We start from the raw sequence: 24,645 nt of genomic DNA, 5'->3' as shown, positions 1-24,645 counted from the left end.
GCTTACTGCCCCAGGTCGCCGAGCAGGTCAGCCTGCACGATTTCCACCCAGTATTCGTCTGGGTCGCTGATGAAGGCCACGTGTTTCATGCCTTTATCCAGACGTTTGACGAAGGGCACGCCTAACGACTCGAAGCGTGCGCACGCCGCTTCGATGTCCGGCACGGAAAAGCAGATATGACCGAAGCCACGCGGATCCTTGTTGCCGTTGTGGTACTGAGAGTCATCGCTTTCCGTGCCCCAGTTGTGGGTCAGTTCCAGCACCGATTCGCGGCTGAAGGTGTAACTCATGCGGCTTGATGTGTCGTCTGGCACGGGTTCGCCCTGGGTCATCGCCAGAAACAACAACGAAAACTTCGCCTCGGGAAAGTCCACCTTGCGCAGCAGCCGCATGCCCAATACCCGTGTGTAGAAATCCAGCGAGCGCTCGGGGTCCTTCACCCGCAACATCGTGTGGTTGAACACGTACTCCTGAGTGACGGCATCGGGCGTGAGGCACACACCGGGTTGGGTTTCGCTGACGAAAGACATGGCAGGGCGCTCGTATTGAAAGAGACGCCAGTCTAGAAAGCCCATGGGCGCAGCGGGTAATACCGGATTACTACGAACCAGAACTCCACCGCCTCTGTAGCAGTCCGGCTTGCCGCGGTAGCGCCCATCAAATCGCTACCTCCGGCAAGCCGGACTGCTACAGAGGGGGTGGTGCAATCCATTAATCCCGTGCCCGATCATGAAATTTTCGGGCTTATAACCACGTAGTAGGTCGCTATTACCTACCCGATTTTCGCCCGACTACTATCAAAACAGCTTGATGCACCGACAAAAAAAATAACAAGGACAAAAGCCATGAAAGACCTGACGCTCGATCGTCGCCGCTTTCTGCAGGGAAGCGGCGGGCTGTTGTTGGGAACACTGCTGTTTGGTTCCGGACCCATTGCACTGCTTGCGCCTAGCCGAACCTGGGCGTTGGAAATGAACACCCTCGACAGCGCCACCGGCAGCCGCTTGCTGCTGGTCATCCGGCGCATCTTCCCCCACGACACCATGGAAGACGCTGTCTATGCGTTCTCCGTCAAAGCCCTCGATGAAAAAGCCTCCCAAGACCCCGGCATCGCCGACCTCTTGAAAAAGGGCCTGGCCGATCTGGATCAGCGCGCCGGGGGCGACTGGAGCAAGCTGCCCGAAGACCAGCAAGTGGGCTTGCTCAAACAAATACAGGGCGAGCCATTTTTCGCGCTGGTACGCGGGGTCTCCGTCAACAGCCTGTACAGCAACGAACTGGCCTACAAACACTTCGGTTATGAAGGCGCCTCCTTCCCCCATGGCGGCTATATCCATCGCGGTTTCAACGACCTCAAGTGGTTGCCGAACCCGCCGGTCGATGCCAGTCCCGCTGTGCCTGCCTGAGGAGCGCAATCATGACGACTTACACGTTGGACGACGATTCAGTGGTGGTGATCATCGGCTCGGGCGCAGGCGGCGGAACGCTGGCCAACGAGCTGTGCCAGAAAGGCATACCCGTGGTGCTGCTGGAAGCCGGAGCGCGGCAATCGCCGGGCACGTTCATCAACGATGAATGGCCTTCGTTCTCGCAACTGTCCTGGGGCGACATGCGCACCACGTCAGGCTCGTGGCGGGTGGCCAGGGATTTCCCGAACCTGCCCGCCTGGATCTGCAAGACCGTCGGCGGCACCACCACCCACTGGGCGGGTGCCAGCCTGCGCTTTCAGGAGCATGAATTCCGCGCACTGGACACTTATGGGCAAGTGCAGGGCGCGAATCTGTTGAACTGGCCGATCACTCTCGCCGAAATGGAGCCGTATTACGCCCGCGCCGAAGACAAGATGGGCGTAACCCGGACGAATGACATCGATGGCCTGCCGGGCAACAATAACTTCAAGGTGCTGTACAACGGTGCGCAGAAAATGGGCTACACCGAGTGCTCCACCGGCCACATGGCGATCAACAGCAAACCCCGTGCAGGTCGCGCCGGTTGCCAGCAACTGGGCTTCTGCTTCCAGGGCTGCAAGATGGGTGCAAAGTGGTCGACCTTGTACACGGAAATCCCCGCCGCCGAGGCCACGGGCAAACTGGAGCTGCGCACCCAATGCCATGCGGCGAAGATCGAGCACGACGATAAGGGCCGGGTCAACGCCGTGGTGTATTTCGACGGTCTGGGCAAGGAGCAGCGGCAAAAAGCGCGGGTCGTGGCCGTGGCGGGCAATTCGATCGAAACGCCGCGCTTGTTGCTCAATTCGGCCAGCAGCCAATTCCCTCATGGGCTGGCCAATGGCTCGGGCATGGTGGGCAAGCATTACATGCGCCACACCACGGGCAGCGTTTACGCGTCGTTCAAGGAGGATGTGCATTTTTATCGCGGCACCATCATGGCCGGAATCATCAGTGACGAAATCCATCACAAACCGGACCGCGGATTCGTGGGTGGTTACGAGATGGAAACCATTTCCCTGGGGCCATCGTTCCTTGCGGCGTTCTTCAATCCGGGCGCCTGGGGGCGGGATTTCACCGACGTGATGGAGCAATACAGCAAGCTGGCCGGGATGTGGATCGTCGGCGAAGACATGCCGCAGGAGAACAACCGCATCACCCTCAACGACAGCGTCAAGGACAAGTTCGGATTGCCGGTGCCCAACGTGCATTACGACGATCACCCCAATGACGTGGCCATGCGCGAGCATGCATTCAAACAAGGGGAGGCGTTGTATTCGTCGGTGGGGGCGGTGAACACGTTCCGGGTGCCGCCATACCCCTCGACGCACAACCTGGGCACCTGCAGGATGAGTGAGAAGCCTCAGGATGGCGTGTGCAACAAGCACGGCCAAAGCCATGAGATTCCCAACCTGTTCATCTCCGATGGCAGCCAGTTCACCACCAGCGCTGGGGAGAACCCGACGCTGACCATCGTGACCCTGGCGATTCGGCAAGCGGAGTTCATTGCCGATGCCTTGCAGACCCGGGCGATTTGAACGCTGGTGAGATGAGCCCCTGTGGGAAGTCATTCGCGAAGGCGTGGGTACCCGCGACATTAATGTCGCCTGGCACTCCGCTTTCTCGAATGAATTCGCGTCCACAGGGTTACGTGTTTGCTGCGCCACAACGCTGCACCGAAGCGACAGTCATCTCCCACCCTGTCCCGGGATTTCAGGGCAAAACGCCGTATTCCAGCAACAACGCTTCCATCCAGTCCATGAACACCCGGCAGCGTTGCGGCACATGGCGGCGGTGGGCGTAGAGCAGTGAGACGGGCATCGGCGCGGGTTGGAAGTCAGGCAGGATTTCCACCAGTTCGCCGCGCCGAAGCTGGTAATCATGGGACAGACAGGGCACCTGCACGATGCCTAGCCCGCCGAGGCAGGCGGCTTCGTAGGCTTCGATGTAATTGACCGTGACGCTGCAGGGCATGGTGACGTAATGGTCTTTACCCTCGCGATGGTATTCGAACCTGGCCTGGCTGGCGCCGAATGCAGACACGTAGTTGATTAGCCGGTGTTGCTGGAGGTCGTCCAGTGTCTGCGGCACGCCATAGCGTTGCGCGTACTCGGCACTCACGCAATTGATCATCCGAAAATGCCCGACGCTACGGGCCACCAGTGAAGTGTCGGGCAATTCGCCGACGCGCATCACGCAATCGAAGCCCTCCCGAATCAGATCGACGCGGCGGTCTGTGCTGCTGATCTCCACTTCAATCAATGGATGGCGGTCCAGGAACTCACCGAGCCGTGGCATGACCAGCCGACGCGCCACGGCGGTGGGCATGTCGACCCGCAGGCGGCCAGAGAGCGCCGCGCTGTCCTGACGGAACAGACTCTCCAGTTCATCCATTTGCGCCAGCAAATCCTTGCTGCGTTCGTAGAGTGCCTGACCGTCCGGGGTGGTCTGGACCTTGCGCGTGGTGCGTTGCAGCAGACGCGTATCGAGCAGTTGCTCAAGGGCGCGAATCTGCTCGGACACACTGGAGCGCGGCAGGCCCAGCGCAGCGCTGGCCAATGTGAAACTGGACAGTTCGGCGACCCGGACAAAGGTCTTCAGCAAGTCGAGTGTGTTCATGCTCTTACGCCTGATTGTTCGGCCTGTGCGATCAGTGCTGTCGAATTGCACCGGTTTATCTAGGGCAGTTGCGAACAATACAGTGCGCCTCACGAACTGCAAACAACCCATTCGAGGTGATACATGAGCAACAAGATCGCAATTATTACTGGCGCCAGCCGCGGGCTGGGCAAGAACGCTGCACTGCATCTGGCACGTCAGGGCGTGGACATCATCGGCACGTACCACAGCCGGGAAGACGAGGCGCACAAGGTCGTCTCCGAAATCGAGGCGCTGGGTGGCAAGGCAAAAATGCTGCAACTGGACGTCGGTGACAGCAGCCGTTTCGACACGTTCGCCACTCAGGTTGCGGCTGTGCTGAACGCGTATTTCAAGGCCGAGCGGTTTGATTTTCTGGTGAACAACGCTGGCGTCGGGATGTACGCCAGTTGTGCGGACACCACCGAGTCGCAGTTCGATCAACTGATGAAGGTCCACTTCAAAGGGCCGTTTTTCCTGACCCAGAAGCTCTTGCCCCTGATCGCGGATGGCGGACGCATCGTCAACGTGTCGTCGGGTTTGGCGCGCTTTTCGCCCATCGGCTACGCGGCGTATGCGTCGATGAAAGGGGCGATCGAGGTGTGGACCCGTTACCTGGCCCGCGAACTGGGGCCTCGCGGTATCACCGTCAACGCCCTGGCTCCTGGCGCTATCGAGACCGATTTCGGCGGCGGGACGGTGCGTGACAATACTGAGGTCAACGCGTGGGTGGCGGCGAATACGGCGATGGGGCGTGCAGGCGTGCCCGATGACATCGGCGCGGCGATTGCGATGTTGCTGGGCGACGGTGGTCGCTGGATCACCGCCCAGCGCATCGAAGCGTCGGGCGGCATGTTCGTCTGATCCAGACTGTGAGGGTGCTTATCCGTTGATGTAATAGATGCACAGCGACAGGGTGACCAGCGAACCAATGGTCGAAATCAGGATCGTGCTGGACACCACCGACGCCTCGCGCTTGTAGTATTCGGCCAGCATGAACGGGCCGGTCCCAGTGGGCAGGGCGCTGAGCAGCAGGGCGCTGTTGGCCCACAGCGGCGGCAGGTGGAAGACCTTGAACGCCAGAAACCAGGTCAGCAACGGATGGGCGATCAGTTTGATCAGCACAAGAAGGCTCGTGCCATGGCGCGGGCCTTCTTGTTTATGGGCCAGAAACAGACCGAGGGAAATCAGTGCGCAGGGCGTCGTGGCCGCGCCGAGCAGGCTGAGAAACTTGTCCAGTGCACCGGGCAACGGAATCCCCGTTGAGGCCCAGCAGGCACCGAGGATGGGCGAAACGACCAGTGGATTTTTCGCCAGCGCGGTCAGCACCTTGAGCACGATGCGGTGTACATGGGCTTCACTCTGCAAACCAATCTCGATGCAGATCAGCGCGATACCGAACAGCACGCAGACCACCAATAACGATGCGATCAACGCCGGTTCAAGCCCGCTTTGCCCGAGCACCATTACGCACAGCGGGATGCCGATGTAACCGGTGTTGGCGTAGGACGCGCTCAAGGCGTCGATGCTGGCGTCGGCAAAATGGCCGGCTTTCTTGCGCCGCAGCAGGAGGGTGACGACGAACATTGCCATTGTCGACAGCGTAAAGACCGCGACAAAACCGGGGTGCCAGATCTGCTCCCAAGTGGCCGTTGCCGTGGCGGTGAACAGCAGCGCGGGCAGGCATAGCCAGACCACCATCCGGTTGATCTCCGACGCGGCGGTCGGGCCAAGGCGGTTGGTGCGACGACACAGATAACCGACCAGAATCAGGGCAAAGATGGGCAACAGCACGTTCAAAACGGAAGACATTGAATCTCGGCTCGGGCTTTCTCGGAGGGGACGCTTAAGAAGGGGCGTTGACGAACGGCTTCGAAAGGCGCGCGTTGAAACAAGCGGCAAAGATTAAAGTCGGAAATCGTGAGCGTCCAACCTTTCTCGCCCTTGACACGAGATTTTAATGTTGGCGGAGGGCTGAGCCAGAGCGGTTGGCAGCGATCGGCAGCGCGCCACCGCCGGCGAGCCGGACGGCTACAAGGGATTTGTGTTGCAGAGAGAAGGAGCACGCATCGGATTCGTAGCAGCATGGCTTGCCTGCGGCGGCGGCCTCTCAATCGCCGCCGTCGGCGAGCCGGCTGCTACAGAGAGGGTTAGAGCGCTTCGGCGACGCTCTGGCTCAACGGCGTCGTCGCCCGGCCGATCAACGCGCTCAACTGGTGGCCGTCATCGAACAACGCACCTTTGGCAGCGGCCGCGTCGGAGTTGGCCAGCAGTTCGGCCACGAACTCGGGCAACCCGGCGTTCAGCAGCGCGGCTTTGTACTGGGCTTCGGGAAGGTCGGTGTAGACCACCGGTTTACCGGCTTGTCGGGCCACTTCAGCGGCGAATTCGCTCAAGGTGTACGAGCTGTCCCCTGCGAGCTCATAGGTCTTGCCTGCCTGTGAATCGCTGGCGGTCAACACGGCAACCGCTGCGGCGGCGTAGTCGGCCCGCGCTGCCGAACTGATGCGACCTTCACCGGCGCTGCCGAAGTGCGCGCCGTGGGCCAGATCACCCGCAATGCCAGCGGTGTAGTTTTCGTGATACCAGCCATTGCGCAGCACCACCGCAGGCACTCCGGATTGCGCCAGGGCAATTTCCGTCTGATGGTGTTCTGCGGCCAGCCCCAGCAACGAGGTGTCGGCGCGCAGCACGCTGGTGTAGCCCAGCAATTTCACACCGGCCCGTTTGGCGGCATCGATCACGGCCTTGTGTTGAGCGAAGCGCTGGCCAATTTCGCTGGAAGAAATCAGCAGCACCTTCTCGGCCCCGGCAAAGGCACCGTCCAGCGTGTCAGGTTGCGAGTAATCGGCCTTGCGCACCTGAACGCCCAGCGCCGCGAGATCAGCCGCTTTTTCCGGGCTGCGCACGGCCGCGACGATGTGCGACGCCGCCACTTTCTTCAGCAATCGTTCGATGACCAGACGGCCCAGTTGGCCCGATGCACCCGTGATGACGATCATGTGGAGTTCCTTCAGTGAGTTGGGATGTGCATCCAGCATAGAGCGCATGCTAACCTTTCGTAAGTACGCACAAAAAGGTAAGTGCCATGAACGATATGTCCAGCCCCTCTCCCGAAAGCGTTTCACTGCTGGAGCGCATCCGCATGGGGGAAGTCCTGGCGCGGGATTGCCCGTCGCGAGAAATCCTCAACCACGTCTGTAGCCGTTGGGGCGTATTGGTACTGGTGGTGTTGCTGGACGGCATGCACCGCTTCAGCGAACTGCGGCGCAAGATTGGCGGGGTGAGCGAAAAAATGCTCTCACAAACCCTGCAAAGTCTGGAGCAGGACGGTTTCGTCGACCGCAAGGCCCTGCCCGTGGTGCCGCCTCACGTGGAGTACAGCCTGACACCCTTGGGCAAGGAAGTGGCGGTGCAGGTTGACGGGCTGACCACCTGGATCGAGCAGAATCTGCCACGAATCATGGAAGCCCGCGAGGCCCGGACAGGCGAGCCGGCGTAGGTGTCCGGGCCTTGCTGGATCTCCACTCGCTGATCTACCGCTCGATCGTGCGGCTCCAGCGGGCGTTCCATTCCGGGCGGATCTGGTTGACCTGATCCCAGTCGATGGTCACGGCCGTTTCCAGGTACTTGTTCATCGCTTCGACCTGCCCACGGGTGCGGTCGCTGGTCGGGGTTTTCGGGTTGGACGGGATCTGGTCGCCCAACTCCAGCGCCGGGGCCTGGGCTTCGGGGGTGAGCAGGAACTCGGCCAGTTTCTGCGCCAGTTCCGGCTGATCGTTGTTGGCGATGGTGCATTCGGCGACGTTCAACACCACACCGCCTTCCTTGGGCGGGGCGTATTCCACCGGCACACCCTTGAGCTTCAATGCCGTCACTTGGGTCGGCGTCAGCGGGAACAGCGCGGCTTCGCCAGTCTGGACCATCTCGGAAATTTTCGCCGAGCTTGCGATGTATTCCAGCACGTTCGGGCCGACGGTTTTCGGCCAGGCTTTGAAGCCCGGTTCGACGTTGGTTTCGTTACCGCCCTGCAAGCGGTTGAACATCAGGAAACCGTGCAGGCCGAAGGTGCTGGAAGCCAGTGACTGGAATACCAGTTTGTCCTTGTAGCGCTTGTCGGCCATGTCCGCCCATGACGTCGGTGCGCTCCAGCCGTTTTCCTGAAACGTTTTGGTGTTGTAGGCCAGGCCCGTGACGCCCAGGCTCACGGCCACTGCCTCGTCCTTGATTTTGCCTTTGGCCGGGATGTCGGCCAGGGTTGCGTTCGGTTGCAGCTTGCCGCACAGCCCCATGGAAATCGCCCGGTACATGATGCCGTCGTCGAGGAACATGACGTGCATCTGCGGGTTGTCCTTGCTGGCCTGCACTTTGGCGAGGATGTCCGAGGAGGTGCCCGGCACGATCACCACCTTGACGTTGTTGGCCTTCTCGAAGGCAGGCAGCACCTGATCGGCGTAGAGGCGTTCCATGGTGCCGCCGTTCATACCCAGATACAGCGTGGTTTCGGCGTGGGCGGTGGCCGATGCCAGCGTGGCGGCGGCCAGTGGCAGGCCGGTCAGGGCCAGACGTTTCATTTTTTTCAGGGTGTTCATGGCTGCGATCTTCCTCTGAGCAAAGGGATAACGTTGTCCGCGCTTTGAGGCGCGGCAGTGGCAGGCTGTACCGCTTGAAAACGGGTGATCGAGAAGGCATCGAGGGCGATGTCCGGCGCGCCGTTGCAGACCATCTGCGCCAGCGCTTCTCCTGCCGCCGGGCCAATCTGAAAGCCCGAACCGGCAAAGCCGAAACCGTGCAACAGACCAGGTTGCGTAGCACTGGCGCCGAGCACGGGTTCGCGATCCGGCAGGTAACCCTCGGTGCCGCTCCAGGTGCGAATCGCCTGAGCACCCGCCAGCGGCGGGTACAGTTCGACGGCGTTGCGCAGGATCTCCAGAATTGCCGCCTGGCCTGGCCGCGCCCGGGTTGGATCAAGCGCAAAGCCCTGACCGCCGCCGAGCACGCAATTGCCCCGCGCCACCTGCCGGGCGTAAATGCCACCGCCCTCGACCCCCGTGCTGACGTCCATGAACATCGGCAGTGGTTCGGTGACCAGCATGGCCGGATGGCCGGAGCGCATCGGCACCGGCTCGCCGAACTGTTCGGCCAATCCAGCCGCCCAGGCGCCAGCGCAGTTCAACAGCCACGGTGCGCGGAAATTCTGGCCGCTGGCGGTGCGTACATCGAAGGTGTATCCGTCATGGCTGACGCTGGTGACGTGCGCCTGTTCGAAGGCTTGCGCCCCCGCCCGCCGTGCTGCCAGGGCGAACGCTGGAGAAACGAGGCGCGGGTTGGCGTGGCCGTCGTCCGCGCACAGCGAGGCGCCCACCGCGACGTCGCCTGCCCATGGGAAGCGCGCGCGCAGTTGCGCGCGATCCAGCAATTGCAGGTTCAGGGCAAAGCCTCGCGAGGCCTGTGCATAGGCCGCCAGCGCGGCCATGTCCTTGTCACTGCGTGCCAGCTTCAGATGGCCGGAGCGCAGGTATTCGCCGTCGATCCCGATCAGGTTTTGCAAGTCGGTCCAGAGGCCGTGAGCGCGTTGCGATAAGGGTAATTGCGACAACGGGCGTCCCTGGCGCCGCACACCGCCATAGTTGACGCCGCTGGAGTGCGAGCCGAAAAAATCCCGTTCCAGCAAGGCCACGCATTTGCCCGCTCTGGCCAGAAACAGCGCAGCCGATGAACCGACAATGCCGCCGCCGATGACCACAGCATCCACTTCGAGTGGCCGACTCATGGTTCGATCTCCACGCCAAACGGCAGCGGTTTGATCGGCGCTTGCCCGCGCAAACGCCCAACGCTGGAGATCTCCCTGCCCGACGCCTGCGCGACGAGCTCAGTCGCCGCCATCCCGCACATTCGCCCCTGACAGCGGCCCATGCCGACCCGACACATGGCCTTGACCCGATTCACCTCCCAATGCCCCTCGGCGACGGTGCGACGAATGTCCCCCGCGCTGACTTCCTCGCAGCGGCACACGGTCATCTCGTCCGGTGCGTTGGCCGCCCAGTGTTCGGGGAAGGGGAACGCGGTTTCCAGGCCGTGGCGAAAACGCTGGATACGGTCGAGCTTGCGTTGCAGTTCCTCGCTGCGGGCCTTGTCGGTCTGATGCCCGGTGTCAGCCAGTAACGTCAGCGCGGCCAGTTCACCGGCCATTTCCGCAGCGTCGGCGCCCATGATGCCTGCGCCGTCTCCCGCCAGATAAACGTCTTCCCGGCTGCTGCGGCCTTGTGCATCGCGACGGGGCAGCCAGGCCCGATTCAACGGGCTCCAGTTGAACTCGCAGCCGAGCAGGTCGGCCAATTGGGTTTCGCTGCGCAAGGCGTGGGCGAACGCGACGGCATCGCAATCCAGACGTCTGAGTTGCTCACCCTCGCGCCATTGCACGCTGTTGATCCGTTGCTGCCCCTGAATGCTGTCCAGCGCAACGCCCTGATGCACGGTGATGCCATGGGCGGTGAGCCAGCTTCGGTAATAGACGCCCTTGGCCAGCGTGGCAGGTTGTCCCAGCAGCGCGGGCAGGGCGCGGGTCTGGGCGGACAGCGGCGAGCTGTCGAGTACGGCGACAACCTTCGCACCGGCCTTGGCGTATTGATACGCCACCAGGTAGAGCAACGGCCCGCTGCCCGCGAACACCACGCGCTCGCCAATGGCGCAGCCCTGAAACTTCAGCGCGATCTGCGCAGCGCCGAGGCTGTACACGCCGGGTAACGTCCAGCCCGGCACCGGCAATATCCGGTCGGTGGCGCCGGTCGCGACGATCAGGCGCCGGTAGCTCACCTGCGTGGCGACCCCATTCGACAGGGTGTCCAGCGTCTGCGCTTCGGCATTCCACACCAGGGTTTCAGGGCGGTAGTCGATGTCGTTCGCCAGCCGATCCAGCGTCGAATGCACGGCCTGCGCTTTCGCCGCTTCGAAGCCGTAGAGCGCTTTGGCCGAGCGCTTGAAGTTCTCCGGCTGACGCCGATAGATCTGGCCGCCGCCTCGCAGGCTTTCGTCGATCAGGCAAGGGCGCATACCGTAGGCGACCAGGGTTTGTGCGGCACGGATACCGGCAGGGCCTGCGCCGACGATGACGATGTCCGATCCGTTCATAGGCAGCGCCCCGGTTCGCGGGCCACCGTGAGTCCGGCTTCCAGCGGTGTGGCGCAAGCGCGCACCCGGCGGCCATCGCCCAGTCTGACCCAACAGTCCTGACAGGCGCCCATCAGGCAGAACCCGGCCCGGGGTTCGGCGCTAAAATCGCTGCCGCGCAGATGGTCGGCACAGGTCAACACGGCGGTCAGCAGGGTATCGCCTTGCAGGCCGTGGGCGGGCTGGCCGTCGAGGGTGAAGGGCAGAATCTGGCGGTCGTGTTCGGCCAGTCGTTTCAGTAATGCCATGGTGCGTTCCCCTTCAGGCCCGTGCAGCGGTGAATGTTCAAAAGGTCGGTCATCAGTGACGCCCCACCAATACGCGGTCCAGGCCGTAGACCCGGTCGAGGATGATCATCGTGGCCGCCGTCAGGGCGATGACCAGCGCCGACACGGCGGCCATCATCGGGTCGATGGATTCGGTGGCGTAGACGTACATGCGCACCGGCAAGGTTTGCGTCGAGGGTGAGGTGACGAAGATTGACAGCGTCACTTCGTCGAAACTGTTGATGAACGCCAACAGCCAGCCACCCGCCACACCTGGCAGGATCATTGGCAGGGTGATCTGGCGGAACAGCGTGAAGCGACTGGCACCCAGCGATTCAGCCGCCTGTTCGGCGCTGCGATCCATGCCGATGGCGGCCGCGATCACCAGACGCAGTACGTAGGGCGTGATCACCACGACGTGAGCGAGCATCAGCCAGACAAAGCTGCCGTTGACCCCCATCAGTGCGAACAGGCGCAGCATCGCCACGCCCAGCACCAGGTGGGGAATGATGATCGGTGACAGAAACAGGCCGTTGAGGAAGTCGCGCCCCGGAAACTGATAGCGGGTGATCGCCAGCGCAGCGGGGACCGCGATCAGGGTTGCCAGGGTCGCAGCGACCACGGCCAGGATCAGGCTGTTGTAGAACGACTGAATGAAATCGGCGCGTTCGAAAACGGCACGGAACCAGCGCAGGGAAAAGCCATGCCACGGCAGGCTCAAGGTGTTTTCCGGGGTAAACGCCACCAGACACACCACCAGCAGCGGCGCCAGCATGAACACCACGATCAGGGCGTGAAAAGACAGGGCCAGAGGGCCGTTCTTGGACATCGGTCATTCCCCCAGGGATTTTTTATAGCGGCCTTCCACCAGCCGGTTCCACGACAGCATCACCAGCAGGTTGATCAGCAACAGCGCGACGGCAATGGCGGCGCCCATGGGCCAGTTGAGTTCCGAGAGGTACTGGTCGTACACCGTGGTGGCGACCATCTTCAGACGGCGACCGCCCAGCAGGCCGGGGATCGCGAAGGAGCTGGCCGACAGGCCGAACACGATCAGGGTGCCGGACAACACACCGGGCATGACCTGCGGCAGCACCACCTGACGCATCACTGTGGCCTGGCTGGCGCCCAGTGACAGGGCGGCCTGCTCGGCGGAGCGGTCGAGTTTCTGCAACGAGGTCCACACCGGAATGATCATGAACGGCAGCATCACGTGCACCAGCGCCAGCACCACCGCGAACGGGGTATAGAGAAGCTTGAGCGGGCGCCCGCCCAAGGCCTGAATTGCCTGATTGATCAAGCCGTCGGCGCCCAGCAACAGGCTCCAGCCGAAGGCGCGCACCACCACTGAGATCAGCAGCGGGGTCAGGATCAGAATCAGAAAGATCGAGCGCCACGGCGTGCCCATGCGACTGAGGATGTAGGCCTCGGGAACGCCGATCAGCACGCAGAGCAGCGTCACCAGTGCGCTGATCCAGAACGTGCGAAAGAAGATCTCGTAGAAGTACGAGTCGGTGATCAGGTTCAGGTACTGGGCGAAGGTCCAGTGATCGCCCTTGACCCCCACTTCGTAGTCGAACACGTTGAACGACAGCACCAGGGTCAACAGCAACGGCACCACCAGCAGGCCGACGAACAGCACCAGTGCCGGGGTCGAGAGCAGGTAGCCGCGACCGCTGTCGCGCATCAGGGTTGTGGCACTCATGCCGACACCTCGTCAGCACTGAGCACCCGCAGCAGTTGCGCGGGCCAGTCCAGGCCCACGGCGGTGCCTTCGATCATGGGCGCATCGCCGTTGTTTCGACGCACCACCGTCAACTCGCCAATCGGGGTTTCGATGCGATAGAGCCACTGACTGCCGAGGAAGTAGCGGGTGATGATCCGTCCCTGCAAACGGCCTTCACCGGCACTCACCAGGTCGATCTTTTCCGGACGCAGGCTCAGGGTCAGTTCGCCGTCGCCATGTTGCTCCCGTACTTGCGCCGCGCCGCTGTGATCGCGATCGCCACGCAGCAGATTGGCCTTGCCGACGAAGCCGGAAATGAACCGCGTGCGCGGGTGCTCGTACAGTTTGTACGGCTCGTCGATCTGGGTGATGCGCCCGGCCTGCATGACCACCACGCGGTCACTGATCGACAGCGCTTCGGCCTGATCGTGGGTGACCATCAGCGTGGTAATACCCACTTCGCGCTGAATACGGCGGATCTCGAACTGCATCTCTTCACGCAGATTGGCGTCAAGGTTGGACAGCGGTTCGTCCAGCAGCAGCACCGGCGGTTCGATCACCAGCGCTCGGGCCAGCGCCACCCGCTGGCGCTGGCCGCCAGACAATTCGCGCGGGTAGCGCTCGGCGTGTCTGTCCAGCCGCACCAGCTCCAGCACCCGTGCCACGCGGCGCTGAATGTCGGCGCCTGGCACCTTGCGCATCTTCAGGCCGAACGCGACGTTGTCGCGAACGGTCATGTGCGGAAACAGCGCGTAAGACTGAAACACCACGCCCAGGCCCCGGCTGGCCGGTTTGGCGTGGGTGATGTCGCGCCCATCGAGAAGGATTTTGCCCGAGGTGACGTCGACGAATCCGGCAATCATTTGCAGCGTGGTGGTCTTGCCGCAGCCGGAAGGGCCGAGCAAGGACACGAATTCGCCTTGTTCCACCGACAGATCCGTGGCGACCACCGCGTCGACGGCGCCGTAACGTTTGCAGAGTGCCTGGAGCTGAAGAAATGCCATGGCTGCGTTCCACCTCTTGTTCGTGCACGCCGTCGGCATGCGTTTTTTATGGGCAGATGCGAAGAGAGAAAACATGCGCGTTGCGACGTCACTTCAACGTCGAAGCACTCTGGACGCTGGCGCTCGATCTGGTGTCGGCTGCCGCTGTTGTTCAAATCGCCCTGTGGACTGATCCTAGGTCGAAGAATAGGATGGGCTCAACGACGAATTTCATTGAGCGAGTAGTATTTTCAAGTTTATTCACTCAATGGATAGAAAAAGGAAAAAGTGAAAAATGAATTCCACTGATCGGAATGAAGAAACGAAAGAAACAGGAGTGGGCGCGGTGTCGCGACTGTTCGCGGTGCTGCGTTGCCTGGGCGAATGCCCTGAAGGCGGCGAGCGGGTGACGCAACTGGCGCAGCAGATCGGCCTGTCGCAACCCACGACTCACCGGCTGCTGCGCAGCCTGATGGACGAAGGCATGGTCGAGCAGGACGCTCGCAGCAAACGCTATCGCCTGAGCCTTGAATTCTTCGCGCTGGCTGCCAGAGCCGGGCAGACCGGTAACCTGCGGGATGTGGTGCGGCCGAGCCTGCTGCGCCTGTCGGCCTCGCTGGGGGATTCATTGTTTTTGCTGGCGCGCAGCGGGTTTGATGCGGTGTGCCTGGACCGCAGCGAGGGGCCGTACCCGATTCGCACCTTTACCGGCGACATCGGTGGGCGGGTGGCGTTGGGGGTGGGGCAGGGTAGCTTGGCGATTCTGGCGTTTCTGCCCGAGGAGGAGCGCGACACCGTCATCCGCTACAACTTGCCACGGCTGCGGGATTTTCACCTGTACGACGAAGTCATGCTGCGCTCGGAAATCGACAACGTCCGACGTCTGGGCTATGCCGCGCGCAACACCGGGGTGCTGGAGGGCATGGCGGGTCTCGCGGTGCCGATTCTTGATCGAGAAGGGCGTGCAGTGGCGGCGCTGAGCGTGGCGACCATCACCGACCGGCTCAACGCCGAACGCATGCCGACCGTGGTCGAGATGCTCAAACGGGAAGCGGCCGCCATCGGGCAGAAGATCAATCCGTTTGACCCGGTGCTGCGCAGGCCATCGCAGGTGTTTGGGCAGAAGGATGCATAAACCGGCGACACCTGTTTGGCTGTCGACGCGTGCAGAGCCGATCGCTTTGAATTCAACACGTTAGGGCGGGGCGCGTCAGGTTGTTGACTGCACATTTCGACTGTCCCTTGACGCTTTCAGACCGCCTGTCGGATCTCGCCCACAGCGCTTAAAGAACCCCCGCGCGAAGTCGAATCAGCCTGTGTAAGCCCACCGTTTTGAGCGTTGCTGAAACGGCGGCACAGGGATGTGGCCAGCAGGCAACTTTCGGCAACTGCCATACCGGCAGACCGAAGACCGCAGTCCTCCCTGACGAGATTCCCCATATGTTCAAATCCCTGAGATTGCAGATCCTCGCGCTGCTCAGCGCCAGCCTGGTGCTGGTGCTGTTGATCGCGCTGGCCTGTTTCCAATTCCTCTCCAGTAACGTTCACGCCTATCGCGGCCTGTTGGATGGCCCGCTGCAGGCGTCCCAACTGGTCGATCAGGCCAATCTTCAGTTCAAGGTTCAGGTGCAGGAGTGGAAGAACGTGCTGCTGCGTGGCAAACAGGCGGCGGATCGCGACAAATTCTGGGGCCAGTTCGAGGATCAGGAGCGTCAGGTGCAGGACACGCTGGGCCGTTTGAGTGCGATGAACGATCTGGATGCTGCTACCAAAAATCAGGTCGACAAGCTGCGTGACGAGCACCGGGCGCTGGGTGTGGCCTATCGCAAGGGCCGTGATGCCTTCGTGGCCGCTGGCGGTGACCCGGTCGCGGGCGATCAGGCGGTCAAAGGTGTGGACCGCGCCGCCAGTGACCAGATGAGCGAACTGGTGGTCAGTCTGCGCAAACAAAGCGATGTGCAAGCGACCGTGATCAGCAGCACCGCCGACCAGACCATTCTCATCGGTACGCTGGTGATGCTCGCTTCAGCGTTGCTGGTGGGCGTGCTGACGCTGTGGATGGTCAACCGCAACATTGTTGGCCCGATCAGCATGTTGATCGAGTACGTGGCGCAATTGAGCCAAGGGCGTTTCAGTGACCGAGTGAACGTGACCCGTCAGGACGAACTGGGGCGCCTGGCGGTCGCCGCCAATACCCTGCGTGATTTCCTCGCTGACACCTTCACTCGCCTGAAGCGCAGCACCACGGATCTGGACAGTGCCGGTGGAGAGTTGAAAGCCATCGCTGCATTGATGGCGCAGGGCACCCACGAGCAATTCGAGCGCACCGATCAGGTTGCCACCGCGATGACCGAAATGTCTGCCACGGCACAGGAAGTGGCGCGTCATGCGGCGCAGGCGGCCAATGCCGCGGATGAGGCAGATCGCAGTTCTCAGGACGGCGGCAAGGTCATGAGTGCGACCATCTCCGCGATCAGTCAGATGCGCGCCGAGATCAGCAACACGGCGGAGGTGATTCGTCGTCTGGAAAGCGACAGCGAGCGCATCGGCAAGGTGCTGGAGGTGATTCGCGGCATCGCCGAGCAGACCAACCTGCTGGCCTTGAACGCCGCGATTGAAGCGGCGCGGGCGGGGGATGCCGGTCGCGGCTTTGCCGTGGTGGCGGATGAAGTACGCACCCTGGCCCAGCGCACGGCGGCCTCGACGGCTGAAATCAATCAGATCATCAGTTCGGTGCAGACCGGTGCCGTGGATGCAGCGCTGGCCATTGAAAGCGGTCAGGCGCGCAGTCAGGAAAGTGTCGATCAGGTGGCCTTGGCCGGTTCTTCGCTGGCACGCATTACCGAGGCGGTGGAGGCGATTCGTGACATGAACCGACAGATCGCCACGGCGGCAGAGGAGCAGACCTCGGTGGCCGAAGACATCTCGCGCAACCTCACTGAAATCACCGCCATTGCAACGACCAACCAGAGCAACGTGCAGCGCACCCAGACCGCGAGTCAGGACCTGCATGAATTGTCGGTGGGATTGAATGATGTGATTTCTCGATTGAGCGCATAGGGCACAACGCGTCTGGAATGAAAAAACGGCACGCCCTGTTCAGAGCGTGCCGTTTTTATTGGCGCATCGGACGCTCATCAGGCGATGACGTCGCTGCTCCATTCGCCGTTGACCAGGCGCTTGAGTCCCAGCGGGTTGGCGTTTTGCAGAGCAGCAGGCAGCAGGCTGTCCGGGTAGTTCTGGTAGCAGACCGGGCGCAGGAAGCGATCGATGGCCAACGTGCCCACCGAGGTGCCACGTGCGTCGGACGTCGCTGGGTACGGGCCGCCGTGGACCATGGCGTCAGAGACTTCCACACCGGTCGGGTAGCCGTTGACCAGAATGCGGCCGACTTTCTCTTCCAGCACCGGCACCAGCCACTGGTACTTTTGCAGGTCGGCGGTTTCACCGATCAGCGTCGCGGTCAGTTGGCCACGCAGGGCCAGCAGCGCGGCTTTCAGTTCAGCGTCGTCAGCCACTTCGATCAGCAGGGTGGTCGGACCGAACACTTCTTCTTGCAGCAGTTCGTCGCCGTTGAGCAGCATGCTCACGTCGGCCTTGAACAGTTGTGCCTGCGCCTGACGGCCTTCCTGCGCCTTACCGGCCAGGTGCGTGACGCTCGGGTGCGCGAGCAGTTTCTGCACGCCTTTGCTGTAGCTGCGCAGGCCGCCTTCGTTGAGCATGGTTTGCGGCGCCTGGCCACCCATGTGCTCTTTTAGCTGTTCGGTGAAAGCGGTCAGGGCTGGAGAGCGAATACCGATCACCACACCTGGGTTGGTGCAGAACTGGCCTGCGCCCAGCACGACCGACGCGGCCAGTTCGCCAGCGATGGTTGCGCCACGGGCAGCGAGTGCGCCTGGCAGCAGGACCACCGGGTTGATGCTGGACATCTCGGCGAACACCGGAATCGGTTGTGGACGCTCGGCGGCCAGTTTGCACAGGGCGTTACCGCCGTGCAGGGAACCGGTGAAGCCCACGCCCTGAATGGCCGGGTGCTTGACCAGACCTTCACCGACGCCACTGCCGAAAATCATGTTGAACACGCCTTTTGGCATGCCGGTTTTCTCGGCGGCGCGGACGATGGCCTGACCGACCAGATCAGCGGTTGCCATGTGGCCACTGTGGGCTTTGACGACCACAGGGCAACCGGCGGCCAGTGCCGAAGCGGTGTCACCGCCAGCGGTGGAGAACGCCAACGGGAAGTTGCTGGCGCCGAACACGGCAATCGGGCCGACGCCGATGCGGTACTGACGCAGGTCAACGCGAGGCAGCGGCTTGCGATCTGGCAGGGCCTGGTCGATGCGCGCACCGAGGAAGTCACCGCGGCGCAGCACTTTGGCGAACAGGCGCATCTGGCCGCTGGTGCGACCACGTTCGCCCTGGATACGGCCCGCTGGCAGAGCGGTTTCCTGGCAAACGAGGGCAACGAAGTCATCGCCCAGTGCGTCCAGTTCGTCAGCGATGGCGTCGAGGAATTCCGCGCGACGAGCGGGGCTCAGTTGGCGGTATTCAGCGAAGGCTTCTTTGGCAGCGAGGGCGGCGGCGTCGATTTCGCCGTCGGTTGCCTGGTGGAAGGCATAAGGCAGGGCTTCGCCCGTGGTGGCATCCAGACTCTTGTGACGGGCTTCGCCGAGGCCGCTGCGGGCGCCGCCGATGAAGTTCTGGCCGAGAACGTTAGGCATCTGCTTCTCCTGTTATTGTTGGGTCGAAACGATTGTTGGATCAAAGCCATCAGGCAGTGGCCTGAAAGACAATCGATGGGTTGGATGAAGCGTGAAGAATGACCGGGAAGGAAGTCGGTCATTCTTTGTTGACGGACATCATACAACTGCATTTTTTTGCCCGCAACCGGTGGCTGTTCGGGCGTATTGCGCTCAGGTGATTTGCGTCAGTACATCCCGTAGCCGGTCCAGCGCCGGGTCGATGTCCAGGGTTTCAATGGCGCCGAAGCCCAGAATCAAGCCGTTGCGGGGCGTGACTTCGTGATAAAAACCCGTCAGCGAATAGAAGCCGATGTCCACTTTGCGGGTCAGCGAGATCAACAGCGGCAGATCGACGGGCACTTTGAACATTACCGCCATGTGAAAGCCAGCCGTGGACGGTATGGCTTCCATCCACGGTGACAGGTCGTTGGCGAAGCGCGCCAGAATTCGCTCGCGACGCCCGGCGTAGATGCCATGGCAGCGGCGAATGTGTTTGTTCAGCAGCCCGTCGCTGATGAATTTGGCCAGCGCCCATTGGGGCAGGGTGCTGGTGTGCCAGTCGGTGAGTTGCTTGGCTTTGATCACCGCTTCGCGAATCGCCTTCGGCAGCACCGCATAGCCCAGCCGCAGTTCGGGTAACAGCGTCTTGGAGAAGGTGCCGACATACGCAACCACGCCAAAGGCGTCCATGCTTTGCAACGAGTCGGTCGGACGGCCTTCATAGCGGAATTCACTGTCGTAGTCGTCTTCGATGATGATCGCGCCGATTCGGCTGGCCTTTTCCAGCAATGCCTGACGCCGGGCCAGGCTCATGGGCATGCCCAACGGCATTTGGTGCGACGGGGTGACATAAATCACGTGGGCGTCTTCGGGGATGCACTCCACGACGATGCCTTCAGCGTCCACTGGAATGCTCGCCACGTTTGCACCCTGTGCAGCGAACAGCAGGCGGGCGGGCGTGTAGCCGGGGTCTTCCATCGCCACGGTGCAACCCGGTTCGATCAACACCCGGGCGACGAGGTCCAGTGCCTGCTGTGCGCCGTTGCACACCACCATGTCGTCGGCCACGCACCTGACCCCGCGCGCGAACGCGATGTGTCCCGCGATCGCGCTTCGCAACTCAGGGACGCCTTCAGGCTGGCTGTAGAACCCTCGCACCTGGGCCATCTGGCGCAACGCGTACTGGGTGCAGCGCCGCCATTCGTCGAGAGGAAATTGAGTCTTGGCTGTCGCGCCGCCAATGAAGTCGCAACGCAACGTGCCTTCACGCGTCGGGTGGCGCAGGGGCAGGGAGAGGTTCTGCCAGGCGTCGACCCGCTTCTGGCTGGCCAGATGCGTGGCGCTCTGGTTGCGGGGCGAGGGTGTGTTCAGGGTGTTGACGAAGGTGCCGCTGCCGATCTTGCCCACCAGGTAGTTTTCGTAGGTCAGACGGCTGTAGGTGTCGGAAATGGTCTTGCGCGACAGCCCCAGTTGGGCCGCGAGCAGCCGACTTGGCGGAAGCTGCACGCCGGGCGCAAGACGTCCTGATTCGATGCTTTCGCGCAATTGTTCGTACAGCTGATTGGCCAGGTCCTTGCGGCCATGAATGACGATATGAAGTTCCACGCACAGCGCTCCAGCATCCGAGGGTCAAAACGGGCGAATCGAATTCTAGACCGCAGCCGATGCGAGCCGTTAGTGGCAACTTCGCCATCGGCAAAACCGGTCAATCCCGTTATCCTGCGCGCGGTTTTTCGTTCCCTTTGACGTGCAGCTCGACGGATACCCGATATGGAATTCACCAGCGGCTTTTTACTGAGTCTCTCCCTGTGCCTGGACATTGGCGTGGCCAACATCGCAATGATCACCCTGGCGATGCAGCGCGGCTATTTGCAGGGTTTCTGGCTGGGGCTGGGCACCTGTTTCGGTGATCTGTTCTACGCGGTCCTCGCCTTGGCAGGCATGACCGTGTTGCTGCAATACGACTGGGTACGTTGGGTGATGTGGCTGGGCGGTTCAGTTCTGCTGATCGGGTTTGCGATCAAGATGATCCTGTCGGCCATGAGCAGCCACAGCGAGCTGGCCGTGGCGGGCGACGCGGACAACCGATCCGGCTTGCGAGAATTCTCGCGAGGGATATTCCTGGCCGTGTCGTCACCCACGGCCATTCTCTGGTTCGCGGCGGTGGGCGGCACGCTGATTTCCCGGGCGGGCGGCCACGGCAACCTGAGCACAGCGTTTTTTCTGTCTGGCTTCTTCAGCGCAGGCGTGGCCTGGTGCGCGTTCATCTGCTTTGCTGCCAGCCAGGGCGGTCGTTTGTTGGGCGACCGCTTGCTGAAGTATTCCTACTGGGTGTCGGCAGCGATCTTCTGCTACTTCGCGGTGTACGTGATGGTGTCCGGTTATCGGGAGTTCATCGTCAACGCTGCGCACACCTGACACCGATATCCGGTATGGCCGTGCCCTTGTGGGAGCCGCCTTGGTGGCGATTGCGGCGCATCAGCGACACCTGAGCTGACAGACACAGCGCTTCGCCAGCAAGCCGGCTCTCATAAGAGATCCGCAATCGGTCACAAGGTCCTCCAGCCTCATGCTAGGGACAATCATCGTTCGCTGCGCTTTCTTCAAGCGCCGAACGTTTACGGCCATGTGTGCTCATAGACATAAGCAACGGCGTAGACAGGGTCGTCCCGAGCCACTTTGTGAGCACGACGGGCGGCCTGTTCGAACTTCTTGAAGACGGAGACCCCATGACCACACCGGACACGCAGTACGTGGAGTGGCTGGTTGGGCAATCGATGCTCAACGCCGCAAAACAACGGGCAAAACTCTATGGCGGTCAGGGGCGCCTCTGGCAACGGCCCTATGCGCAGGCCAGACCCAGAGACGCCTCGGCGATTGCCTCCGTCTGGTTCACGGCTTATCCGGCGTCGATCATTACCCGCGATGGCGGCTCGGTATTGGAGGCGCTGGGTGACGAAAAGCTCTGGCACACCCTCTCCGAAATCGGCATCCAGGGCATCCACAACGGCCCATTGAAAGCCTCCGGTGGCCTCAAAGGGAGGCAGAAAACCCCGAGCATTGACGGCAATTTTGACCGCATCAGCTTCGAGGTCGATGCCGAGCTGGGCACCGACGCCCAGTTCCTCAACCTCAGCCGCATCGCCGCCGCCCACAACGCCGTGATCGTCGACGACGTCATTCCGTCTCACACGGGCAAAGGTGCCGACTTCCGCCTCGCCGAACTGGCGTACGAGGATTATCCGGGCCTGTACCACATGGTCGAGATCAAGGAAGAAGACTGGCCGTTGTTGCCTGATGTCCCAGCGGGACGCGACGCGGTGAACTTGCCACCGGCGACCGTCGATGCGTTGCGGGACAAACATTACATCGTCGGCCAGTTGCAACGGGTGATCTTCTTCGAGCCGGGCGTCAAGGAGACCGACTGGAGCGCTACGCCGGTGATCACCGGGGTTGACGGCAAGGACCGGCGCTGGGTCTACCTGCATTATTTCAAAGAAGGGCAGCCGTCCCTGAACTGGCTTGATCCCAGCTTCGCCGCGCAACAGATGATCATCGGCGATGCCCTGCACGCCATCGATGTGATGGGGGCGCGGGTGCTGCGTCTGGATGCCAACGGGTTTCTCGGCGTCGAGCGCAAGGCTGAAGGCACGGCGTGGTCGGAAAGCCATCCGCTGTCGATCACCGGCAACCAATTGCTGGCCGGGGCGATTCGCAAGGCAGGGGGCTTCAGTTTTCAGGAGCTGAACCTGACCATCGATGACATTGCCGCGATGTCCCATGGCGGCGCCGACCTGTCTTACGACTTCATCACGCGCCCGGCGTATCAGCACGCGTTACTGACCGGGCGCACCGAGTTTCTACGCCTGATGCTGCGCCAGGTGCATGAATTCGGCATCGACCCGGCTTCGCTGATTCATGCGCTGCAAAATCACGACGAACTGACCCTGGAACTCGTGCATTTCTGGACGTTGCACGCCCACGATCAGTATCTGTACATGGGCCAGACCTTTCCCGGCAACATCCTGCGCGAGCACATCCGCGAGGAAATGTACGAGCGACTGGCAGGGGAACACGCGCCGTACAACCTCAAGTTCGTCACTAACGGGGTGTCGTGCACCACGGCCAGCATCATCACTGCTGCCTTGGGCATTCGCGATCTGGACGCCATCACGTTGAGCGACATTGAACGGATCCGCCACATTCATTTGCTGCTGGTGATGTTCAACGCCATGCAGCCGGGCGTCTTCGCGCTCTCCGGCTGGGACCTGGTGGGCGCCTTGCCACTGCCCGCCGAGCAGGTCGAGCACCTGATGGGCGATGGTGACACCCGCTGGATCCACCGAGGCGCCTACGATCTGGTGGACTTGGACCCCGACAACGAACGCTCGGCAGGCGGCATGCCTCGCGCGAAGACCTTGTATGGCAGCCTCACCGAGCAATTGCAGAAGCCGGACTCATTCGCCTCGCAACTGAAGAAAATCCTCGCTGTACGCCGTGCCTACGACATCGCCGCCAGTCGCCAGATCCTGATCCCCGATGTCGAGCATCCGGGGCTGTTGATCATGGTTCATGAACTCCCGGCGGGAAAGGGCACGCAAATCACCGCGCTCAACTTCAGCGCCGAGCCGTTGGTCGAAACCCTGCACCTGCCGGGCATCGCACCGGGGCCGGTAGTGGACATCATCAACGAACGGGTCGAAGGGGATCTGACCGAAGAAGGCGAATTCACCATCACCCTCGACGCTTATGAGGGGCTGGCGTTGCGGGTCGTGAGCATGGTGGCGCCTATGATGTGAGCGTTTTGCCATGGCTCGGCGGTTCCAGGTTCTGAGCCGCGAAACGTGCTCGGCATTATCGCTTTGATCAATGTTCACCATCGACCCGCTCAAGTTCTGATTTCCCCGACAAAGGCTCAGCATGGCCCCATGCCCTGAGCCCCTGTTTCGGAGACGTCTCCCCCATGAAAATCAAAATGGCTGCCCTGATTGCCCTTGTCGCTGTGTTGGCCGGTTGTGCCGTGCCCGGTGCGCCCCGTTATTCCAATGCGCCAGACGCGCCGTTCCACGCTTCCGGTGTCGCATCGGGCGTGACCCTCAAGCGCACGCAAACCGTGGGCGTGATTTTCTCCGAAAACACGGTTGCCAACCTGGCCTACATGAAAAGCTACAACACTGCGGCTCAGAGCGGTCTGGTGGCGAAGCTGACGGACAGCCGCATTACTGAGGCCTACGTGAACAGTTCCGATCCGGAATTGGCGATCAACTGGTTCGCGCAATCGCTGGAAAAGCAGTTCTCCAAAGTCGCGTTCTACGAAAACCTGGACGACGTCGTGGCCGCACGGCCTGATGTAATCGTGCTGCTCGACACCCGCAACACGCTGATCACCGAACGCAGCGCCGACGTGCAAGCGAGCATCAGCGCCGAGTTCTTCGACAGCAACTTCAAGTTCATCGGCAAGGCTGAAGGCAGCGATGCCAAATCCATGTCGCCGATCTGGGCGCACACCAAACGCGCCCCCGAAATTGCGGCACAGATCAATGAACAACGTGCTGTTCAGGTCAACGCCCTGCAGAAGTTCGACACCTCACTGGAGGCACTGATCAAGGCGCAATCCTGATCTTGCCTCTGCGCCTTGGTGGCGAACCTTCGCTTTGTGTAGCCTCTGATAAA

The 24,645-nt window shown here is 61.8% G+C and carries 23 protein-coding genes; 10 read left to right on the top strand and 13 right to left on the bottom strand.

The window, feature by feature from the left end:
• Positions 1-2: 2 nt before the first annotated feature.
• Positions 3-530, bottom strand: a complete 528-nt coding sequence (gloA, locus tag ACI5GA_RS03340; protein WP_421421706.1) for a lactoylglutathione lyase — start codon at positions 528-530, stop codon at positions 3-5.
• Positions 531-845: 315 nt separating this feature from the next.
• Here gloA and ACI5GA_RS03335 point away from each other — a divergent pair, with 315 nt between their 5' ends.
• Positions 846-1,406, top strand: a complete 561-nt coding sequence (locus ACI5GA_RS03335; RefSeq protein ID WP_404632537.1) for a tat (twin-arginine translocation) pathway signal sequence — start codon at positions 846-848, stop codon at positions 1,404-1,406.
• 11 nt (positions 1,407-1,417) lie between these two features.
• Positions 1,418-2,986 carry a GMC family oxidoreductase gene (locus tag ACI5GA_RS03330; protein WP_421421704.1) on the top strand — a complete coding sequence of 523 codons (1,569 nt, stop codon included), beginning with the start codon at positions 1,418-1,420 and terminating at the stop codon, positions 2,984-2,986.
• Positions 2,987-3,161: 175 nt separating this feature from the next.
• Here ACI5GA_RS03330 and ACI5GA_RS03325 read toward each other — a convergent pair whose 3' ends face one another.
• Positions 3,162-4,067: a LysR family transcriptional regulator gene (locus ACI5GA_RS03325; RefSeq protein WP_404632533.1), complete on the bottom strand. Its 906-nt coding sequence runs from the start codon at positions 4,065-4,067 to the stop codon at positions 3,162-3,164.
• Between the two features lie 123 nt (positions 4,068-4,190).
• Here ACI5GA_RS03325 and ACI5GA_RS03320 point away from each other — a divergent pair, with 123 nt between their 5' ends.
• Complete coding sequence (locus ACI5GA_RS03320) at positions 4,191-4,949, top strand: SDR family NAD(P)-dependent oxidoreductase (protein ID WP_421421703.1); 759 nt, start codon at positions 4,191-4,193, stop codon at positions 4,947-4,949.
• An 18-nt stretch (positions 4,950-4,967) separates the two neighbouring features.
• On the opposite strand, the gene ACI5GA_RS03315 is transcribed toward ACI5GA_RS03320, so the two are convergent.
• A complete protein-coding gene (locus tag ACI5GA_RS03315) occupies positions 4,968-5,897 on the bottom strand; it encodes an AEC family transporter (protein ID WP_421421701.1) in 930 nt (309 codons plus the stop codon).
• Positions 5,898-6,235: 338 nt separating this feature from the next.
• A complete protein-coding gene (locus tag ACI5GA_RS03310; RefSeq protein ID WP_421421699.1) occupies positions 6,236-7,087 on the bottom strand; it encodes an SDR family oxidoreductase in 852 nt (283 codons plus the stop codon).
• 86 nt (positions 7,088-7,173) lie between these two features.
• On the opposite strand from ACI5GA_RS03310, the gene ACI5GA_RS03305 reads away from it, so the two are divergent.
• Entirely contained in the window at positions 7,174-7,587 is a 414-nt protein-coding gene (locus tag ACI5GA_RS03305; protein WP_421421697.1) for a winged helix-turn-helix transcriptional regulator, read from the top strand.
• A 34-nt stretch (positions 7,588-7,621) separates the two neighbouring features.
• On the opposite strand, the gene ACI5GA_RS03300 is transcribed toward ACI5GA_RS03305, so the two are convergent.
• Genes ACI5GA_RS03300 through ACI5GA_RS03270 form a run of 7 tightly spaced genes read right to left on the bottom strand, consistent with a single transcriptional unit; the run spans position 7,622 to position 14,251 of the window.
• Positions 7,622-8,668, bottom strand: coding sequence for an ABC transporter substrate-binding protein (locus ACI5GA_RS03300; protein WP_421425430.1), 1,047 nt, complete (start codon positions 8,666-8,668; stop codon positions 7,622-7,624).
• Positions 8,669-8,673: 5 nt separating this feature from the next.
• Positions 8,674-9,858, bottom strand: a complete 1,185-nt coding sequence (locus tag ACI5GA_RS03295) for an NAD(P)/FAD-dependent oxidoreductase (protein WP_421421696.1) — start codon at positions 9,856-9,858, stop codon at positions 8,674-8,676.
• Positions 9,855-11,216 (bottom strand): NAD(P)/FAD-dependent oxidoreductase, encoded by a 1,362-nt coding sequence (locus ACI5GA_RS03290; RefSeq protein WP_404632521.1) that lies wholly within the window; start codon positions 11,214-11,216, stop codon positions 9,855-9,857. Before ACI5GA_RS03290 ends, ACI5GA_RS03295 begins: the two co-directional genes overlap by 4 nt.
• On the bottom strand, positions 11,213-11,503 hold the full coding sequence (locus ACI5GA_RS03285; RefSeq protein ID WP_421421694.1) for a (2Fe-2S)-binding protein: 291 nt from the start codon (positions 11,501-11,503) through the stop codon (positions 11,213-11,215). Before ACI5GA_RS03285 ends, ACI5GA_RS03290 begins: the two co-directional genes overlap by 4 nt.
• A gap of 52 nt (positions 11,504-11,555) precedes the next feature.
• Positions 11,556-12,350, bottom strand: coding sequence for an ABC transporter permease (locus ACI5GA_RS03280; RefSeq protein WP_404632517.1), 795 nt, complete (start codon positions 12,348-12,350; stop codon positions 11,556-11,558).
• 3 nt (positions 12,351-12,353) lie between these two features.
• Positions 12,354-13,226 carry an ABC transporter permease gene (locus ACI5GA_RS03275; RefSeq protein ID WP_421421693.1) on the bottom strand — a complete coding sequence of 291 codons (873 nt, stop codon included), beginning with the start codon at positions 13,224-13,226 and terminating at the stop codon, positions 12,354-12,356.
• Entirely contained in the window at positions 13,223-14,251 is a 1,029-nt protein-coding gene (locus tag ACI5GA_RS03270; protein ID WP_404632513.1) for an ABC transporter ATP-binding protein, read from the bottom strand. Before ACI5GA_RS03270 ends, ACI5GA_RS03275 begins: the two co-directional genes overlap by 4 nt.
• Between ACI5GA_RS03270 and ACI5GA_RS03265 the strand changes: the two genes are divergently transcribed.
• The 3 genes from ACI5GA_RS03265 to ACI5GA_RS03255 all read left to right on the top strand — a co-directional run bounded on the left by ACI5GA_RS03265 (position 14,245) and on the right by ACI5GA_RS03255 (position 17,290).
• Positions 14,245-14,529: a hypothetical protein gene (locus ACI5GA_RS03265; protein WP_404632511.1), complete on the top strand. Its 285-nt coding sequence runs from the start codon at positions 14,245-14,247 to the stop codon at positions 14,527-14,529. The genes ACI5GA_RS03270 and ACI5GA_RS03265 overlap by 7 nt on opposite strands.
• Positions 14,526-15,365, top strand: a complete 840-nt coding sequence (locus ACI5GA_RS03260; RefSeq protein ID WP_404632509.1) for an IclR family transcriptional regulator — start codon at positions 14,526-14,528, stop codon at positions 15,363-15,365. Before ACI5GA_RS03265 ends, ACI5GA_RS03260 begins: the two co-directional genes overlap by 4 nt.
• 305 nt (positions 15,366-15,670) lie before the next feature.
• A complete protein-coding gene (locus tag ACI5GA_RS03255) occupies positions 15,671-17,290 on the top strand; it encodes a methyl-accepting chemotaxis protein (RefSeq protein WP_421421691.1) in 1,620 nt (539 codons plus the stop codon).
• 77 nt (positions 17,291-17,367) lie between these two features.
• Here ACI5GA_RS03255 and ACI5GA_RS03250 read toward each other — a convergent pair whose 3' ends face one another.
• Both ACI5GA_RS03250 and ACI5GA_RS03245 read right to left on the bottom strand, forming a co-directional pair.
• Positions 17,368-18,951 carry an aldehyde dehydrogenase (NADP(+)) gene (locus ACI5GA_RS03250; protein WP_421421689.1) on the bottom strand — a complete coding sequence of 528 codons (1,584 nt, stop codon included), beginning with the start codon at positions 18,949-18,951 and terminating at the stop codon, positions 17,368-17,370.
• 192 nt (positions 18,952-19,143) lie between these two features.
• Complete coding sequence (locus ACI5GA_RS03245; RefSeq protein ID WP_421421688.1) at positions 19,144-20,577, bottom strand: PLP-dependent aminotransferase family protein; 1,434 nt, start codon at positions 20,575-20,577, stop codon at positions 19,144-19,146.
• A 165-nt stretch (positions 20,578-20,742) separates the two neighbouring features.
• On the opposite strand from ACI5GA_RS03245, the gene ACI5GA_RS03240 reads away from it, so the two are divergent.
• From ACI5GA_RS03240 to ACI5GA_RS03230, 3 genes are all read left to right on the top strand, one after another.
• Entirely contained in the window at positions 20,743-21,390 is a 648-nt protein-coding gene (locus tag ACI5GA_RS03240) for a LysE family translocator (RefSeq protein ID WP_421421686.1), read from the top strand.
• 311 nt (positions 21,391-21,701) lie between these two features.
• A complete protein-coding gene (treS, locus tag ACI5GA_RS03235; RefSeq protein WP_404632499.1) occupies positions 21,702-23,771 on the top strand; it encodes a maltose alpha-D-glucosyltransferase in 2,070 nt (689 codons plus the stop codon).
• A 164-nt stretch (positions 23,772-23,935) separates the two neighbouring features.
• Entirely contained in the window at positions 23,936-24,592 is a 657-nt protein-coding gene (locus tag ACI5GA_RS03230) for an ATPase (protein ID WP_404632497.1), read from the top strand.
• The last annotated feature ends 53 nt before the right edge of the window (positions 24,593-24,645 follow it).

This window comes from Pseudomonas sp. Pseu.R1, assembly GCF_045764065.1.
Taxonomy (GTDB): Bacteria; Pseudomonadota; Gammaproteobacteria; order Pseudomonadales; family Pseudomonadaceae; genus Aquipseudomonas.
Note: the sequence above shows the minus strand (reverse complement) of the source record. Positions and strands in the feature narration are given on the sequence as shown.

Excerpts from the sequence above, each read along its gene's own strand:
- gloA (WP_421421706.1), bottom strand. The coding sequence starts at position 530 with ATGTCTTTCGTCAGCGAAACCCAACCCGGTGTGTGCCTCACGCCCGAT.
- ACI5GA_RS03335 (WP_404632537.1), top strand. The coding sequence starts at position 846 with ATGAAAGACCTGACGCTCGATCGTCGCCGCTTTCTGCAGGGAAGCGGC.
- ACI5GA_RS03330 (WP_421421704.1), top strand. The coding sequence starts at position 1,418 with ATGACGACTTACACGTTGGACGACGATTCAGTGGTGGTGATCATCGGC.
- ACI5GA_RS03325 (WP_404632533.1), bottom strand. The coding sequence starts at position 4,067 with ATGAACACACTCGACTTGCTGAAGACCTTTGTCCGGGTCGCCGAACTG.
- ACI5GA_RS03320 (WP_421421703.1), top strand. The coding sequence starts at position 4,191 with ATGAGCAACAAGATCGCAATTATTACTGGCGCCAGCCGCGGGCTGGGC.
- ACI5GA_RS03315 (WP_421421701.1), bottom strand. The coding sequence starts at position 5,897 with ATGTCTTCCGTTTTGAACGTGCTGTTGCCCATCTTTGCCCTGATTCTG.
- ACI5GA_RS03310 (WP_421421699.1), bottom strand. The coding sequence starts at position 7,087 with ATGATCGTCATCACGGGTGCATCGGGCCAACTGGGCCGTCTGGTCATC.
- ACI5GA_RS03305 (WP_421421697.1), top strand. The coding sequence starts at position 7,174 with ATGAACGATATGTCCAGCCCCTCTCCCGAAAGCGTTTCACTGCTGGAG.
- ACI5GA_RS03295 (WP_421421696.1), bottom strand. The coding sequence starts at position 9,858 with ATGAGTCGGCCACTCGAAGTGGATGCTGTGGTCATCGGCGGCGGCATT.
- ACI5GA_RS03290 (WP_404632521.1), bottom strand. The coding sequence starts at position 11,216 with ATGAACGGATCGGACATCGTCATCGTCGGCGCAGGCCCTGCCGGTATC.
- ACI5GA_RS03285 (WP_421421694.1), bottom strand. The coding sequence starts at position 11,503 with ATGGCATTACTGAAACGACTGGCCGAACACGACCGCCAGATTCTGCCC.
- ACI5GA_RS03280 (WP_404632517.1), bottom strand. The coding sequence starts at position 12,350 with ATGTCCAAGAACGGCCCTCTGGCCCTGTCTTTTCACGCCCTGATCGTG.
- ACI5GA_RS03275 (WP_421421693.1), bottom strand. The coding sequence starts at position 13,226 with ATGAGTGCCACAACCCTGATGCGCGACAGCGGTCGCGGCTACCTGCTC.
- ACI5GA_RS03265 (WP_404632511.1), top strand. The coding sequence starts at position 14,245 with ATGCCATGGCTGCGTTCCACCTCTTGTTCGTGCACGCCGTCGGCATGC.
- ACI5GA_RS03270 (WP_404632513.1), bottom strand. The coding sequence starts at position 14,251 with ATGGCATTTCTTCAGCTCCAGGCACTCTGCAAACGTTACGGCGCCGTC.
- ACI5GA_RS03260 (WP_404632509.1), top strand. The coding sequence starts at position 14,526 with ATGAATTCCACTGATCGGAATGAAGAAACGAAAGAAACAGGAGTGGGC.
- ACI5GA_RS03255 (WP_421421691.1), top strand. The coding sequence starts at position 15,671 with ATGTTCAAATCCCTGAGATTGCAGATCCTCGCGCTGCTCAGCGCCAGC.
- ACI5GA_RS03250 (WP_421421689.1), bottom strand. The coding sequence starts at position 18,951 with ATGCCTAACGTTCTCGGCCAGAACTTCATCGGCGGCGCCCGCAGCGGC.
- ACI5GA_RS03240 (WP_421421686.1), top strand. The coding sequence starts at position 20,743 with ATGGAATTCACCAGCGGCTTTTTACTGAGTCTCTCCCTGTGCCTGGAC.
- treS (WP_404632499.1), top strand. The coding sequence starts at position 21,702 with ATGACCACACCGGACACGCAGTACGTGGAGTGGCTGGTTGGGCAATCG.
- ACI5GA_RS03230 (WP_404632497.1), top strand. The coding sequence starts at position 23,936 with ATGAAAATCAAAATGGCTGCCCTGATTGCCCTTGTCGCTGTGTTGGCC.